This is a genomic window from Gottfriedia luciferensis (genome assembly GCF_001712755.1).
In the GTDB taxonomy this organism is placed as follows: Bacteria; Bacillota; Bacilli; order Bacillales; family Bacillaceae_G; genus Gottfriedia; species Gottfriedia luciferensis_B.
This window is the reverse complement of record NZ_MDKC01000023.1, coordinates 128,524-143,479: the sequence shown is the minus strand read 5'-3', so window position 1 is coordinate 143,479 and position 14,956 is coordinate 128,524. Positions and strand designations below refer to the sequence as shown.

The 14,956-nt window shown below is 33.1% G+C and carries 16 protein-coding genes and 1 pseudogene; 10 read left to right on the top strand and 7 right to left on the bottom strand.

Annotated features, from left to right (window positions below):
• Positions 1–59 precede the first annotated feature (59 nt).
• Together BED47_RS13865 and BED47_RS24180 are read left to right on the top strand one after the other, a co-directional pair.
• Positions 60–569, top strand: a complete 510-nt coding sequence (locus tag BED47_RS13865; RefSeq protein WP_069034154.1) for a DinB family protein — start codon at positions 60–62, stop codon at positions 567–569.
• An 89-nt stretch (positions 570–658) separates the two neighbouring features.
• Positions 659–805 (top strand): annotated as a pseudogene (locus BED47_RS24180) (IS4 family transposase); the annotation flags it as partial.
• Between the two features lie 169 nt (positions 806–974).
• Here the strand turns inward: BED47_RS24180 and BED47_RS13860 are convergent.
• Positions 975–1,556 (bottom strand): TetR/AcrR family transcriptional regulator, encoded by a 582-nt coding sequence (locus BED47_RS13860; RefSeq protein WP_069034318.1) that lies wholly within the window; start codon positions 1,554–1,556, stop codon positions 975–977.
• 329 nt (positions 1,557–1,885) lie between these two features.
• On the opposite strand from BED47_RS13860, the gene BED47_RS13855 reads away from it, so the two are divergent.
• From BED47_RS13855 to BED47_RS13845, 3 genes are all read left to right on the top strand, one after another.
• Positions 1,886–2,545 (top strand): SDR family NAD(P)-dependent oxidoreductase, encoded by a 660-nt coding sequence (locus BED47_RS13855; RefSeq protein WP_069034153.1) that lies wholly within the window; start codon positions 1,886–1,888, stop codon positions 2,543–2,545.
• 155 nt (positions 2,546–2,700) lie between these two features.
• The gene (locus tag BED47_RS13850; protein WP_069034152.1) at positions 2,701–3,345 is read left to right on the top strand and encodes an NAD(P)-dependent oxidoreductase; all 645 of its coding nucleotides are present in this window, start codon (positions 2,701–2,703) and stop codon (positions 3,343–3,345) included.
• A gap of 25 nt (positions 3,346–3,370) precedes the next feature.
• On the top strand, positions 3,371–4,084 hold the full coding sequence (locus tag BED47_RS13845; protein ID WP_069034151.1) for a DsbA family oxidoreductase: 714 nt from the start codon (positions 3,371–3,373) through the stop codon (positions 4,082–4,084).
• Between the two features lie 544 nt (positions 4,085–4,628).
• Here the strand turns inward: BED47_RS13845 and BED47_RS13840 are convergent.
• From BED47_RS13840 to BED47_RS13830, 3 genes are all read right to left on the bottom strand, one after another.
• A complete protein-coding gene (locus BED47_RS13840; RefSeq protein WP_139116359.1) occupies positions 4,629–5,114 on the bottom strand; it encodes a hypothetical protein in 486 nt (161 codons plus the stop codon).
• A 200-nt stretch (positions 5,115–5,314) separates the two neighbouring features.
• Positions 5,315–5,689, bottom strand: a complete 375-nt coding sequence (locus BED47_RS13835; protein ID WP_069034149.1) for a hypothetical protein — start codon at positions 5,687–5,689, stop codon at positions 5,315–5,317.
• Positions 5,690–6,034: 345 nt separating this feature from the next.
• A complete protein-coding gene (locus BED47_RS13830) occupies positions 6,035–6,277 on the bottom strand; it encodes a hypothetical protein (protein WP_069034148.1) in 243 nt (80 codons plus the stop codon).
• A 1,049-nt stretch (positions 6,278–7,326) separates the two neighbouring features.
• On the opposite strand from BED47_RS13830, the gene BED47_RS13825 reads away from it, so the two are divergent.
• Positions 7,327–8,109 carry an SDR family NAD(P)-dependent oxidoreductase gene (locus BED47_RS13825; RefSeq protein ID WP_217493001.1) on the top strand — a complete coding sequence of 261 codons (783 nt, stop codon included), beginning with the start codon at positions 7,327–7,329 and terminating at the stop codon, positions 8,107–8,109.
• Positions 8,110–8,273: 164 nt separating this feature from the next.
• Here BED47_RS13825 and BED47_RS13820 read toward each other — a convergent pair whose 3' ends face one another.
• Positions 8,274–8,705: a VOC family protein gene (locus BED47_RS13820; RefSeq protein ID WP_069034146.1), complete on the bottom strand. Its 432-nt coding sequence runs from the start codon at positions 8,703–8,705 to the stop codon at positions 8,274–8,276.
• 280 nt (positions 8,706–8,985) lie between these two features.
• On the opposite strand from BED47_RS13820, the gene BED47_RS13815 reads away from it, so the two are divergent.
• Positions 8,986–9,441 carry a hypothetical protein gene (locus BED47_RS13815; RefSeq protein WP_069034145.1) on the top strand — a complete coding sequence of 152 codons (456 nt, stop codon included), beginning with the start codon at positions 8,986–8,988 and terminating at the stop codon, positions 9,439–9,441.
• Positions 9,442–9,680: 239 nt separating this feature from the next.
• Positions 9,681–11,291 (top strand): M20/M25/M40 family metallo-hydrolase, encoded by a 1,611-nt coding sequence (locus BED47_RS13810; RefSeq protein ID WP_069034144.1) that lies wholly within the window; start codon positions 9,681–9,683, stop codon positions 11,289–11,291.
• Between the two features lie 221 nt (positions 11,292–11,512).
• Here the strand turns inward: BED47_RS13810 and BED47_RS24390 are convergent, their stop codons facing one another.
• On the bottom strand, positions 11,513–11,644 hold the full coding sequence (locus tag BED47_RS24390; RefSeq protein ID WP_286143856.1) for a hypothetical protein: 132 nt from the start codon (positions 11,642–11,644) through the stop codon (positions 11,513–11,515).
• Positions 11,645–11,758: 114 nt separating this feature from the next.
• On the bottom strand, positions 11,759–12,523 hold the full coding sequence (locus BED47_RS13805; protein ID WP_069034143.1) for an arylamine N-acetyltransferase family protein: 765 nt from the start codon (positions 12,521–12,523) through the stop codon (positions 11,759–11,761).
• A 441-nt stretch (positions 12,524–12,964) separates the two neighbouring features.
• Between BED47_RS13805 and BED47_RS13800 the strand changes: the two genes are divergently transcribed.
• On the top strand, positions 12,965–14,017 hold the full coding sequence (locus BED47_RS13800; protein ID WP_069034142.1) for a sulfate ABC transporter substrate-binding protein: 1,053 nt from the start codon (positions 12,965–12,967) through the stop codon (positions 14,015–14,017).
• A 108-nt stretch (positions 14,018–14,125) separates the two neighbouring features.
• Positions 14,126–14,956: a sulfate ABC transporter permease subunit CysT gene (cysT, locus tag BED47_RS13795; protein ID WP_069034141.1), complete on the top strand. Its 831-nt coding sequence runs from the start codon at positions 14,126–14,128 to the stop codon at positions 14,954–14,956.

The window sequence follows — 14,956 nt, the reverse complement described above, 5'->3', positions numbered from 1 at the left end:
GTCAGACGAATATAATTTGCCTAGAACCATAATTAATTATTCCGATAAGGAGGATTCTTGTGCGTCCACGACCATTATCTATTGAAAATCCAGAGAATGATAGGTATGTTAGTCTTGTACCAGAGGGAGATATTATAGAAATACTTAGTAAGCAACGAACTAAGACCATTACCCTCTTAAGCAGCGTATCAGAGGAGTCAGCAAGGAAGGCATATGCACCAGGAAAATGGACTTTAAAAGAAGTGATTGGGCATATGACAGACTCGGAACGTGTTATGTCGTATCGAATGCTTGCCATTGCACGAAATGAAAGTGAACCACTCCCAGCAATGGATCAAGATCAATACGTTTCTGCGGCAAACTTCAACAAATTATCCTGGGAGAAACTACTAGCAGGTTTAGATACGGTACGCTCCAACACGTTAAACCTTATTTCCACAATTGATGATGCAGCGTGGAATCGTAATGGAACTGTAATGAACAAGCCTGTTTCGTTAAGTACCATTGCTTATGGCATTGCCGGGCACGAGTTACACCATATGAAAGTGATTGTTGATAAATACTTATAAGTATTTTTGAATTAATGAAAAAACCTAATTTCGCATTTGTTAGTTAAGAAGCATCAAAAAAAGAATCTTCCTGTAGACTGCACCCCTTAACACAGGATGTCGGACAAGTTTTTCATCGACATTTTCAAATGATCGAAAAGAATGGGCGCAAGTTCCATCGGTATGAGAAGAAAACGGTGTTTGACATCCTGGGTGTAGTATATGGGCATAAACAAAGACTTCAAACTATTGCATAGAAAAAAATGTAATGTCTGAAGGCTTATTTAAGTATGCCTAAAATTCTGGTTGGTTATTTGAAGCTCATGGAAAACAGCCCGATCTTATTTGGGATATCTTTTCTCTATCGTTACCTTGATGGACATGCGGCTGAACCCCAAAAAGAATTGATATTTAACATAAGTTTTATTAAAAGAAATACTTACTCATGCCATTTTTAAATATAGGTAGGGTCTTAGTCACTAGCTCTTCTGGTGAAATAGGTCTTCCATCCTTATTCCATGAGTATGTAGCTCCGTATATACTCCAACTCAGTATAGTAGATAGGGTCGTTACCAAATGTTTATCCTCTAATACAATGGTATTTTTAGTGCCTTTTAGCACAAAATCAGCTATTAGCTTTTGTAACTCTTCTTTTATTTTACTTTCTATAATAGTTCCTAAAGAATTATAACCTTTAGGACATAAGTCGCTTAACTCTTTATGGTGATCACACATGGCTAGAAAAATATTTGTAATGACTTCTTCATTGAATCCCTCGTGACCATTTAGTCCTTTTTTCAATTTGTCTGTAAAAGTATTGGTGATGGTGGAATGTAATAAATCAAATTTATCGTCAAAGTGCGCATAAAATGTAGCGCGGTTAATAGCAGCCTTTTCAGTGATATCACGTACCGTTATATTGTTGAAATCTTTTTCACTAGCTAACGAAATAAAAGAGTCTACAATCAATTGTCTAGTACGAAGTATTCTCGGATCTTTTTTTGGCATAATCAATTTTTTCTTCTCCTTTTTAGGCTACACAATGGTGTTTAAAAACGACAATACAATAGAAGTGTTGTGTAAACAACATATTAGCCATTTTGGTGGTTGTTAATAGTTCTTTTTCATCTTATCATCAACTATACAACGCGCGTTGCTTAAATAACACATGTTTTTGTGGAATGGTTTTGATCAAGAAAATTGTTGTGATCATTCAGAATCATACCCAAAAGATTGAAAATGCGATTGGTTCTTAATAAATAAAGTAGTACCTATTGTATCAAATGAACTCTCTTAGAAAAAATAATTAGCTAAGAAGTTATGGAGGGAATTATATTATGAAAAATATTGTAATTGTTGGGGCAGGACCAGGATTAGGAATGTCTATTGCGAAGAAGTTCGGAAAAAACGGATTTCGTGTAGCGCTTATAGCCCGGAATGAAGAAAAGTTGAACCAACTGGTTATTGAACTAGAACAATTAGGCATTGAAGCAGCATCATTTCAAGCTGATATATTAAATAAAGCCCAAATTAGTTTAGCTTTCGCAACGATCAAAGAGAAATACGGATTTATTGATGTGGTTGAATACAGTCCAACTCCAAGTATCGATACAGTAACAACCGCATTAGATGTAACAGAAGAAAATGCGCTATACCAATTTCAATTCAACGTTTTAGGTGCGATATCGAGTATTCGAGAAGTGCTTCCGGATATGTTGGATAAACAAAGTGGAGCTCTGTTATTTACGACAGGTGGAGCCGCAATCAATCCAGTACCAATGATGGGCAATGTCGGAATTGCAGTTTCGGGTCTTCGTAATTATATCTTCAATTTGAACAGTGAATTAAACGACAAAGGTATTTATGCAGGGCACATTTCGATCGGAATCTGGATGCAGCCGAATTCGGGAGTTCAAGACAAAATCGCCGAAATTTGGTACGACATGTACACCAAAAGAGATCGAGTCGAAGAATTTATTACGGAAGATAAAGTATGAATCGGGTAGATTAAAAATCAATCATCTCGGGTATAAATCCGTCATCAATCACCAAAAAGGTAGCCGTTTTTGATGTGAGAAACGGCTACGCTAATCGAGGCACAGAAATGGAAGGATTTTATTCAAGACACCATAACACAAGGAGGCAGAAGACCATGAACATCACTATTTTTGGTGCAAGCGGTGCAATCGGTCAACTTTTAACGCGATTTGCATTAGACAACGGAGATTTCGTTACGGCATATGTTAGAAACCCTGAGAAAATAAAGCTAAATCATTCCAATTTGAGGCTTGTAACGGGGGAACTCTCGAACGCTTCAGCCATTGAAACGGCAGTTGAGGAAGCGGATGTCGTGATCAGCGCCTTAGGACCTCCGTCTGATATGTCGCGAAAGCTTAAAGGAACGCCGGTCGCCGATGGACATGACCTGATTGTCAAAGCGATGAAGAAGTTCAATAAAAAAAGGTTGATTACGCTCGCGACACCGGCCTTGCAATCTGAAGACGATAAGAAAAACTTATCGACGGTGGTGCCGGGAATATTGGCCAAGATCTTTTTGCCAAACGGTTATGTCGAAATGAAAAAGCTGGAAGGAATTATTAAACATTCGAACCTGGATTGGACAGTCGTTCGAATTATTAATCCTAATGTCAAATACAAAGGGCAATCTTATGATTATTCATTCGGCGATCAGCCAGGTAAAATGTCCGTCTCTAGGGAAAATGTGGCGAAATTCATGTATACTGCTGCTCGACAAAGCCAATTGATCAGAAGAATGCCCATTGTCTATAATAATTAAATCAGCTTAAAAGGGAGCATTCAAAATGAAAATTGAGATATGGTCGGACTATGTTTGCCCATTTTGTTATATTGGCAAACGTCAATTTGAAATAGGGTTAGAACAGTTTAAACACAAAGAAGAGGTAGAAGTCGTATTGCGTAGTTTTCAATTAGATCCATATGCGAAAAAAAATACAGGAATGGATATCCATCAAGTATTATCATCCAAGCATGGTATCCCATATGAAAAAGCAAAAGCATTGAACAATCAATTTATACAGAAAGCGAAAGAGGTTGGGTTAGATTATCAATTTGATACAATGATTCCTACGAATTCATATGATGCGCTTCTCCTTTCTTATTATGCAAAAAAGAATGGGAAGATGCAGGAGTTTATGGAGCGTATTATGAAAGCTCACTTCACGGATTCACTAGATATCGGTGACCATGCAACACTTGCTCGACTTACAAGTGAGATAGGTCTTGATGCCAACGAAGCTTTGAATGTTTTAGCAAATAATAAATATAGCAAGAATATTGCAGCTGATAGAGCCGAGGGATCAAAAATTGGGATTCAGGGCTTGCCCTTTTTCGTAGTGAATGATAAATATGCCATCTCTGGAGCACAACCTAGCCAAGTATTTTTAGAAATATTACAACGGGTTTGGAAAGAAGAGTACGCGAATGCTAAGGTTGAAAAGTATAAATTAAAGTCGTCGCACGATGATTATTGTTCAGATGGAACATGTAAATTTTAATGAATACTCAAAAAAAGATACAGAAATCTCAAAAGAATAATATAGTATTTCAAGGATCAGGTATTGTTGTTCCAAATCTTGAAGTGGTGCCGCCATCATTTTGGAATTTTTGTATCCTATGCAAATTTTAAGAAGGAAATGGACTGTTTTTGAGTTCTCTAAAGACTTTCAAAAAGGTTTTTGATTTGTTTTGATGGAACTTTGTTTTTGGGGAATAGGTTTAGGAACTAAAAACTAGCGATTTTGGGTACATTTTAAACTAACTAGTTTTTAGTTCCAAAACACTCGTTAACGGTACTTTCCTTTCATATTAAAGCTTGTAGCCTTAACGTACTATTTTTCCGACTTGTTGTCTGTACCCGGGTCCTACCAACAAAACACGGGAAACAGACGCTAAGTAAATTCCAATCTAAAAAAAGTCGAATTCCTGTGCGCTAAGGAACCGACTTTTTACTGTGGCTTGTTAAGCTAACGCATGCTTTAGTTGAACAAGAAAAAGCTTTATTTAAATTGATTTATACGAAATTTAAAGGCGATACCAAGATTAATCCCAATAATTAAACATTACATCACCAATTGTTATAGGGTTCCAATATTTGACTTGTTCTTTAATAGTACGAATATTTCTTAACTCCTCATGTTCTTCAATATTAAATTGCTTGTTCAATTCAATTACTTTCATAACTGTATACCCCGAAAACTCTTCTGCCAACTCTTCATAGTCGATAAAATACAATGGGAATGAGTTTCCAAATTTACTGTATTCATCATCAAGACAAAATGCTATAAATGGATGTGCCGCATTTACAACTGCATATATAGGTTGGGGTAGAAAGAAAAACTTTACTGCATAGAAATTATTACAATCTTCTTCTAAATATCTTAATATCTCATATTGTATATGTTTTTTTAATGCTATTTTTTTACATCTTTCATAAAAATCGAACTTATTTATTGAGGGTGGCTCAGGATCCTCTCCAGGCATGTAATATCCCCCTGTTACTCCATACGGTAAATTCATTTTAGTCATATTGAACCCCTTTATTAAATTGTATTTTAATTAAAATTAATTCTATATGATTATACCAATTAATTAGTCCTGAAATGATATACCATAGTGAAAATTTTCTTTTTCTTATTGAACTAATCTGCCATTTTGTTCAATAAAAAAGGACCGACAAAATCGTCGATCACGTTTATCAAATAATGCACTGCGTTAGTTGAACATAATTAATTCATAAACTGTTCTTGAAGAGATTGGATTGTCTTAGAATCAAGTTTGTATACTTTTCCACCTAAAGCAGTTACTAAATTTTGTTTGTAGTTCACATTGTATTCCACTTTTTTACCCGAATCATTGATAAACGAGAGAGTTAAATCAGTCGTTGGGGTTTCGTTTTGTCCAGATTGCACCTTTTTTGCGTCAAACCCTTTTTCAATTTCTTTTAATTGGTCACTGTTTTCTTTTGAGGTATAAACAATTGTGTTAACTGACGTAACGGCAACAATTGCAACAGTTTGACTAGCTTTACTTTCTGTTTTCGAGTTCATCGAACAACCAAATAAAAGTAGTGTACAACAAAACATCATTAAAATTTTCCTCATATAAATCTCCTTTTTTTAATTATTTTCTAAAGTTACATTCCACTCAAGCAATACAACATCCTTCTACGAACCTAAAGATGAATCAATTGGAAGATATTTTCCTATTACATGAAGAAAAAGAACTACTATTTTTAGCGAAATCCTTATTTAACTAATCTGCCATTTTGTTGCATAAAAAAAACGAGCTGTTAGCAACTCGTGATCTCTCCTACTGAAATAAAGAAAAAAGGTAGTTTCATTACTTCATTAAGAACTATGAAAGATGATTTATGGACATATGAAGTAGTTCATTAAACGTTCCTTCGTTATTGAAGAATCGCATTAGTTAGTTAACTCAATTATATTTTAATTAGCATTAGCAAAACGGTTTTGTATAACAAATGCGATAATAACCGATAACATTGTAATAATGAATGGAGATACAGATGAATTTTCCACAAAAACAACCTCATTTGGCAATTTTGAAATATTACTCCATTGATTAGCTATATCAGGCTGATAAAATACCGTTAAAAGCATACCTGAGAATACATTTAAAGCAACAAATAATATGATAAAACTTACTGAAAACAAAAGAATTTTTTTCATTTTTATTCTCCTTTAGTTACTCAATTTATTATATTCACTAAGAAGATTTTCCTAAGATGATACTACTAACATTAATATATTTTTCCATTTTTAACTATAAGTTTGCAAATTCCTTATTGTACTAATCTGCCATTTTGTTGAATAAAAAAACGAGCTGTGAACAACTCGTGATCTTTAACCAATGCATTGCATTATTTGAATAAGAGTTTCGTAATATCATTCTTAATATTTACTTTTAATTCATCAAATGAATATAGTTTTGAAGAATATGCCTCCAAATCCTCATATGCTTCTTCTAATGATAATGCACACACATTCTAGATAGTAGTTACTTCCAGAATTTGTTAGCATATAATACTCGCCATTGAATTCAAAGTTTTCTATATCATTAATCACTATTTTATTAAAATTTAAGGTCAGAAAAAGTTCATTTATTTCCTTAATTATCATATCCATTTCTTCCAACTCACTCCTAATATCTTATATAACTAAATCAATGAGTTAGTTCAATAACTTTACCTTGCTTTGATAATCCTTTTACTCATTATCAAATTTTTTTGTAATAGTTATAAGGAAAAGGCCAATAATGAGGATAATGATATAAGCTAATAAAGCATACTGATCTGGAACTAGTGATAAAATAAATTTGAATTTAAACTGATCGCTATTGAACCTAGGAACAATACCCCTAATTAAAACTTGTATACTTATAATAAATAAAGCAATTCCTGTTATTCTTATAATCGTATTGATTATAGTTCACTCCTAATTTAAGATAATATAAATAATCAGTTATTGTGTTATCTACTGCCATTTAGTTTCAAAAGAAAATCAAGAATCTGCTTTAACAGAGCAGATTGAAAAGAAACTTGTGAAATAAGTTAAGCATGCTTGCTTATTTTAACATTCTCAGGGCAATATATGATTGTCTTTTTATCTTTTATAAGGTATAGTAAGTTTCATCCAATATGTTTAAATGTTTAAACATATAATCTCAATTAGGATTAATCGATAAATAATATAAGTGTGAACAGTAAGGAGAAAAAATGATGAAGACAAACGAGACCGTATTAATTACAGGGGCATCTGGAGGAATTGGTAAAGAATTAGCTATTTTATTTGCAAAAGATGGATTCGATTTAGTTTTAGTAGCAAGATCGATTGATAATTTAATGAAAGTAAAAAGTGAAATTGAATCAATGTCGAAAGTAAAGATTCAACTATTTTCAAAGGATTTATCTAAGGAAGAGGAAATAGTTTCTTTACAAAAGGAACTAAATGCTAAAAATATACAAATTGATTATTTAGTGAATAATGCTGGGTTTGGATTATTTGGGGAGTTTGCAACTACAAGTTTAGACGAAGAGTTAAACATGATTGATTTAAATATACGTACAGTTACACATCTTACAAAACTGTTTTTAAAAGGGATGATTGAAAGAAATAAAGGTGGAGTAATGAATATTGCATCCACTGCAGCATTTCAACCCGGACCATTAATGGCTGTTTATTATGCTACAAAGTCTTATGTTCTTTCTTTTACTGAAGCACTTTCCAATGAACTGAAAGGAACAAATGTTAATGTAACGGCTGTTTGTCCTGGTGCAACAGAAACTAATTTTGGAAAACGTGCTAATATGCATGAATCAAATTTATTCCAAAGTGGCGTTGGGAATGTAAAAGATGTTGCTAAAGTAGCATATAAGGGATTTAGAGGTGGAAAAACAATTGTGATTCCAGGAATGACGAATAAAATACTAGCAAATTCTGTTCGATTTATGCCAAGAAAATTAGTTACGAACGTTGTAAGGTATATCCAAAGAAGAATATAATTTATCAAAACGACTCAGACATATTTTGCCGAGTCGTTTTTTTGTTGTAAATTATGTATAAATTTCTAACTAAAAATTTTAATTTTTTGGTACCTGGAAGTTTAGAAATATGTAAAATTAAACAAGCAATGTATTCAAGAATAGGTGAGGAATTAATAATAAGATTATTGCTGTCCAGCAGGGTGTGTAAATACTTGGAATAGTACGCCAAATTTGTCTACTACTTTACCGTAACATGGGCTAAATCCAGTATCTTGTAAAGGTAATTCTACTTCGCCACCTTCTGAAAGGCCTTCAAAAAATCGTTTTGAAATTTCAATTTCATTTGTGGAAATACAAATTGTTACTTGGTTTCCACTTTGGAACGGGTAACCAGGATAAGTATCTGAAAGCATTAATACGGATTTTCCGATTTGGATCGTTGCGTGCATAATTAAATTCTTAGCATCAGACGGTATTTTTCCTTCTGAATCGTCTCCAACTTCTCCATAAGTTTGACTAAATAATACCTTTGCATCAAGTGCTTTTTCATAAAAATTGATTGCTTCTTGAGCATTTCCATCCATGATTAAATAAGGGATTAATTCTAATGACATGTCCACTTCACTCCTTAATTTGAAAGAAATATGACTCAAATATTCTGAACGCCTGTCTATCCAGTACCATATTCTATTCTATCCATATCTAAATTATAAAATAAAGAACATACGTTTGCAATGTGGGCTTTATAAAAGTTTTTCGACATGAAACGGGAACTTTTGTTCTTTTTTTTTTTATTAATTTATCTGTTAAATAGAGGGGAATTGTCTCTATTGTTGAATAGTATGCATTGGGGCAAGATGTTTAATAAACTTATAGCCTAGGAGGCTGAGTGGTTTGCAGGAGCTCAAAAAATATAGAAGAAATGTCTTCATATTATTGTTTGTCATATTTATTTCATTAATAGGACATTTTGCTAAGCCATTGCCAATTGTTAGTAGAAGAATCTTAGAAGGAATTTTTTGGCTTTCCTTAATTAGTTGTTTTGGAATTATTACAAATGGCGTAATAAAGTTTAGCCAAAAAATTGGTAAGTTAGCATACTTTTTTGTTTTGGGGAGTTTAATAAGTGCAATTTTTGCATTTACAATCGAAACTTTAAATACAATAAAAGTTTTATCATTTTATATTTATTATATTTGTCTTTTTGCAAGCTTAATTACAGGTGTAATAGCAATTATAAAAGAAGAAAAAGGGTTAGCAAAATTATCGGGATTTATATTGATGTTCTTATTTGGACTAATTTTTGTGTGTACTTTTATTGTATGGAATATAAATGGTGCTCAATATTAAGCGTCAGACAGCCTGCCAAGCGCTCGTAATTAGATTAAGTTTTAAGGACTACTCTGACAATATACTGCTTTTAATTTTTTCCATCTAGTAATAGATGGTTTTTTATTTTTTATCGTTTCTACTATTAAAAAAAGGTATTAAGTTACATTTCTAGAATAGGTGAGATATTGATCGAATTACCTATTAACAATCTTAGAGATATTGAAACTTAAACTACAGAATGATTATGGGGGACAGATATGAATAAGATGCTATGGAATTCACCTGAAAACTTGAAAACATTACTTACAGAGCTAGTTAGTTGGAAAAGTATAACGTTAACAGATGGGGAACGGCAATTTCCAATTAATTTATTTAACAAGCTATCTGGTTTGCAATATTTTAAAGACCTACCACATCAACTGAAGTTACATGATTCAGATAAAGGTCGGAAATTTTTAACTGCATTGTATAAAAGGCCAGATATAAAAGATACCATTTGTCTGATCAGTCATTTTGATACGGTAAATACAGAAGAATATGGTGAGCTTGAACATCTGTCTACAAAAATTGAGGATTTAACAAATGCTTTTCATGAACGGCTAAATGAATTTTCGAAAGAAGTTCAAAATGATTTGAATTCTGGTGAATATATATTTGGTCGTGGTTCGATGGATATGAAAATGGGACTTGCGATGCATATGAGTCTTATTGAGAAAGCTAGTATTGAGGAATGGCCAATTAATCTTTTATTATTAACTGTTCCTGATGAAGAGGTAAATTCGGCTGGAATGCGTGACGCAGTCTCAACACTTGTCAATCTACAGGAAGAATATGATTTGAATATTAAGTTATTTTTAAATGGTGAGCCCGTATTCTCACAAGAACCAGGAGATCCAAAGTATTATATTTACTCTGGTACAATTGGTAAAATAATGCCAGCAGCATTATTTTATGGAAAAGAAACTCATGCTGGGGAACCATTAAGTGGGATAACATCTCCATATATTGCATCTTTTTTAACTAGAAAAATGGAGTGGAATGAGGAATTTCAAGAGACTGATTTTGGTGAGAAGACTCCGTTACCAGTTACACTACAGCAGAAGGACTTGAGGTTAGAGTATTCGACTCAAACACCTTTTCGTTCATGTGCGCTATACAATGTGTTTTTAATGAAAAGAAATGCTTCTGAGGTTTTTAATTTATTCGAAAAAATAGCACATGAAGCTGCTGAAGAATGTAATTTTGAATATGAAAATATTTGTAAAAGACATAACGTAAATCCAATTGGAAAAGTAAAAGTTATCCAATATACAGACTTGCAGCAATATGCAATAAAAAAGCTCGGCGAAGAATATGTGTTGAACCTAAAAAAAGAAATTCATTCGCACAGTGAGTGGGATGATCGTGAGAAGTCCTTTAGAATTGCAGACAATTTAATGATTGAATGTCAGGAGCTTGCACCTGCTATTATCATATTATTTGCGCCACCTTACTATCCAGCAATAAATTCTACTGAAGATGAGTTGGTAGAGCAGTGTATTAAATTTTCTTCTGAGCTTGCTAATAACCAGTTTAATTTACCTGTAAAACGTATTCACTATTTTAATGGAATAAGCGACTTAAGTTATGTTAATTACAGCGATTCGACTGGCGGATGGACGGCATTCGAGTTGAACACACCTGTATGGGGAGATAGTTATAATTTACCTTTTAGTTTAATGGAAAAATTAAATGCGCCTGTATTAAATATCGGACCGTTCGGAAAAGATGCCCATAAGTTAACGGAGAGATTACATATTAGAAATGCTTTTGAAGAAGTGCCTTATATAGTAGAAGAAGTGATTCATATGATTAGTAAAATGAGATGACAAAAAGTAAACCTTCTAAATTAGAAGGTTTCAGACTGTTGACAAACGCTCGCTTTCTTCGTTGCTTCGCCTGTCTGCGGTGCTCATTACCGTTTAAGGTAACTCCGCTCCTCACCAGGCTTCGCGCCTCGAAAGACAAGCGCTTGCAATCAGTCTGAAAATCAAATTTTAGTATTTTGTCTACATAATAAAACCTTCTAAAAAAGAAGGTTTATTTTTATTTAATATTCTATTTCTTCAATATCCTTTGCCTGAGGAAGTGGTTGGTTATTTTTTTGGCTCTGATTTATATTATTTATTTCGTCTTCTCTTCTTTCTCTTATATTGCTGTTTTGCTTTTCGCGATTTTTCAATTTATTTGCTCCCTTCACTTCGATTACAGTTAATTTGTGCAAAATTAACTAATTTATTAGAAGTTTTAGGAGTAAAGGGAGTAAAAGGGAAATATTCAGGTATGGCAAAATCGTTTAACCTTTTATTTCTGCTTTTTGATTAAATAGATTATTAAAAATGGATTGCCACTCATTTTGACTTTTTATTTCAGTTAGACAGATTCTATGATTTTTCGTTACTTTTAATTGGTGATCTGATAATGAAATTCTTCCTTCTTTCGTTAATAAGTTGACGATTTTATATTGGGTGAAAATTGTTTCATTACTAGTTTGGAAGTATAGAAATTGTTCTTCGAATTGTTGGAGCTGTTTTGGGATAGTTGAAATGAAAAGTAAATCCTTCCAAATTCCACTGAATTTTTGAAGTATGAAATTCGAATCGTCTTGTTTAATCATTCGATAGGATCCATTTGAATCTGAGTATTCATAATGGTCACGAAGCAAGAGTGGTTCTAAAAAACCGCCACCAATTCCTACGTCTGCGAGATAGTTTTGATTGTCAATTTTGACTAATATTGATAAATGTGAAAATTCGGGATTCCAACACTGTTTTTCTTCATTCCAAAATTTAGTTGAAATAAATGATACATTGAAACCTAATTCCTGTAGAACTGAAAAAAGTAATGAATTCGTTTCAAAACAAATCCCACCACGCTTACCATTTGCTATTTTTTTCATAATTTCAGAAGGATTCATTGAGAGCGGTATTTGAGAAATAATATCGATATTTTCAAATGGTATTGAAAGTAAGTGGTGTTTATGAATTTGTTTTAATGAGGAATATGAAATTGTTTGGGGTTTATTTAAACGGATGTGTTTAAAATATGACTCAATTAGCATGAAATCCTCCATAAAATTTAATGTAAATAGTAAATATAATGAGTATACAATGAGGATTGTATAAAAAGTTAAAAATAAGAGAAATAATTTAAAATTTTCTAAAATCATAGTTGACACATAGGAATAGTCTGTTTATTATTAAGCTTATATAAAAAATCAATATGGCTGATTGGAAGACCAAAGGCCCTTAACTATTTTCATTAGTTAAGGGTCTTTTTGCACTTTAAAAAGGATAAATTGGCAGCGATGAGGAGTACTCGGCGTAGTGGCCAATTATAGGAATAAAGTATAAGTGCAACTACGTCTCTGCCTTCGCCTAAAAGGCTAGGCAATCGACGAGTTTTCTTTACATTTGTGCCTTAAAGGGGAGATTTTAATGTGTTGAAGTGTAGAGGTGGGTACAAATAAAAATCGGAAAATTGAAATTGAGAGGGGCAGATTATTGTGGGGGCAAAGAAATGGGTTATTAGTTCAGTAGTTGTTGTATTAGCAGTTTCGGGAGTATTGTATGCGACCTTGAAGGATGATAAATCTGAGGCTACTAATACTGAAGCGGCAAATAAAAAAGTGGAATTGTTAAATGTTTCTTATGATCCAACTCGTGAATTATATGAAAATTATAATAAAGCTTTTAGTAAATATTGGGAAAAAGAACATCACCAAACTGTAACAATTAAGCAGTCTCATGGTGGTTCTGGAAAGCAAGCTAGAGCAGTAATCGACGGTTTAGATGCTGATGTAGTTACACTAGCTCTTGGATATGATATTGATTCGATCAATGAAAAGGCACAACTAATATCCCCTAATTGGCAAAAAGAATTTAAATACAATTCAACTCCTTATACATCAACAATTGTTTTTTTAGTAAGGAAAGGAAATCCGAAAAATATTAAGGATTGGGATGATTTAACGAAAAAAGGAGTTCAAGTCATTACTCCAAATCCAAAAACTTCGGGTGGTGCAAGGTGGAATTATTTAGCTGCTTGGGGCTATGCAGACAAAAAATATAATGGCGATGAGAAAAAAGTAAAAGCGTTTATGAAGAAATTATATAAAAACGTTCCAGTATTAGATACTGGTGCACGTGGTTCAACAACTACATTTGTTGAAAAAGGAATTGGAGATGTGTTAATTGCATGGGAAAATGAAGCATTACTTTCAGAGAAGGAATTAGGTGAGGGGAAATATAAAATTGTATATCCTTCGATTAGTATTCTAGCTGAGCCACCTGTTGCGGTTGTTGATAAAAATGTGAAGGAAAAGAAAACCGAAGAAGTAGCAAAGGCGTACTTATCTTATCTTTATAGCAAAGAAGGTCAAAAGATCATCGCCGAAAATTATTATCGTCCAAGAGATAAAGAGATACTCGCTAAATATAGTGAACAATATCCTAGCCTGCCACTGTTAACAATTGATAAAGATTTCGGAGGATGGGGTAAAGCTCAATCGAAGCATTTTGATGATGGTGGAGTATTTGACCAAATTTATCAATAATCACGTAAGTGGAAAATAAGGAGGACATTGGACTTTATTGGGCGTTTTACTAGAGCTTAAGCCAAGTCTTCTTTATTTGATTTTTATTTTAAGGAGGATTGACAAAATTTGTTTAAGAAGCAGAAAAGAATCCTACCTGGATTTGGATTAACATTTGGATTTTCAATATTATATATAAGTTTTTTTATTTTTCTTCCGGTATCGGTGCTGTTTTTGCATTCTTTCGATATAGGTTGGTCAAAATTTATAAAAATTGTTAGTGAACATAGAGTACTAATGTCTTATAAAGTAAGTTTTGGAACTGCCTTTATTGCTGCGATTATTAACGCTGTTTTTGGTTTATTAGTAGCTTGGGTGCTTGTACGTTATCGTTTTCCTGGTAAACGAATTGTAGATGCATTCATTGATTTACCTTTTGCATTACCGACTGCAGTTGCTGGTATTACTTTAACTACATTGTATTCTCCTGATGGTTGGGTTGGTAAATTTTTCTCTTTCAAAATAGCTTATACACCACTTGGGATTATTATAGCTCTTACATTTATCGGGTTACCATTTGTAGTTAGGATGGTTCAACCTGTTCTTGAAAATTTTCAAAAAGATGTTGAGGAAGCAGCAGCAAGTCTAGGTGCAAACCGTTTTCAAATTTTTTGGAAAGTAATTTTTCCGGGGATTTTACCAGCATTATTGACTGGATTTTCTTTAGCATTCGCAAGATCCTTAGGTGAGTATGGGTCTGTCGTGTTTATTTCGGGAAATATGCCAATGAAGACTGAAATTACACCCTTGTTAATTATGACAAAATTAGAGCAATATGATTACTCGGGCGCAACCGCACTTGCTGTTGTGTTATTAGTAACTTCTTTTTTACTCTTATTGATCATTAGTATTTTTCAAAGATACGCAAATCGTGCTTTTGTTCAAGGGGGTAAGGGTTAA

Excerpts from the sequence above, each read along its gene's own strand:
- BED47_RS13860 (WP_069034318.1), bottom strand. The coding sequence starts at position 1,556 with ATGCCAAAAAAAGATCCGAGAATACTTCGTACTAGACAATTGATTGTA.
- BED47_RS13855 (WP_069034153.1), top strand. The coding sequence starts at position 1,886 with ATGAAAAATATTGTAATTGTTGGGGCAGGACCAGGATTAGGAATGTCT.
- BED47_RS13850 (WP_069034152.1), top strand. The coding sequence starts at position 2,701 with ATGAACATCACTATTTTTGGTGCAAGCGGTGCAATCGGTCAACTTTTA.
- BED47_RS13845 (WP_069034151.1), top strand. The coding sequence starts at position 3,371 with ATGAAAATTGAGATATGGTCGGACTATGTTTGCCCATTTTGTTATATT.
- BED47_RS13840 (WP_139116359.1), bottom strand. The coding sequence starts at position 5,114 with ATGACTAAAATGAATTTACCGTATGGAGTAACAGGGGGATATTACATG.
- BED47_RS13835 (WP_069034149.1), bottom strand. The coding sequence starts at position 5,689 with ATGAGGAAAATTTTAATGATGTTTTGTTGTACACTACTTTTATTTGGT.
- BED47_RS13830 (WP_069034148.1), bottom strand. The coding sequence starts at position 6,277 with ATGAAAAAAATTCTTTTGTTTTCAGTAAGTTTTATCATATTATTTGTT.
- BED47_RS13825 (WP_217493001.1), top strand. The coding sequence starts at position 7,327 with ATGAAGACAAACGAGACCGTATTAATTACAGGGGCATCTGGAGGAATT.
- BED47_RS13820 (WP_069034146.1), bottom strand. The coding sequence starts at position 8,705 with ATGTCATTAGAATTAATCCCTTATTTAATCATGGATGGAAATGCTCAA.
- BED47_RS13810 (WP_069034144.1), top strand. The coding sequence starts at position 9,681 with ATGAATAAGATGCTATGGAATTCACCTGAAAACTTGAAAACATTACTT.
- BED47_RS13805 (WP_069034143.1), bottom strand. The coding sequence starts at position 12,523 with ATGCTAATTGAGTCATATTTTAAACACATCCGTTTAAATAAACCCCAA.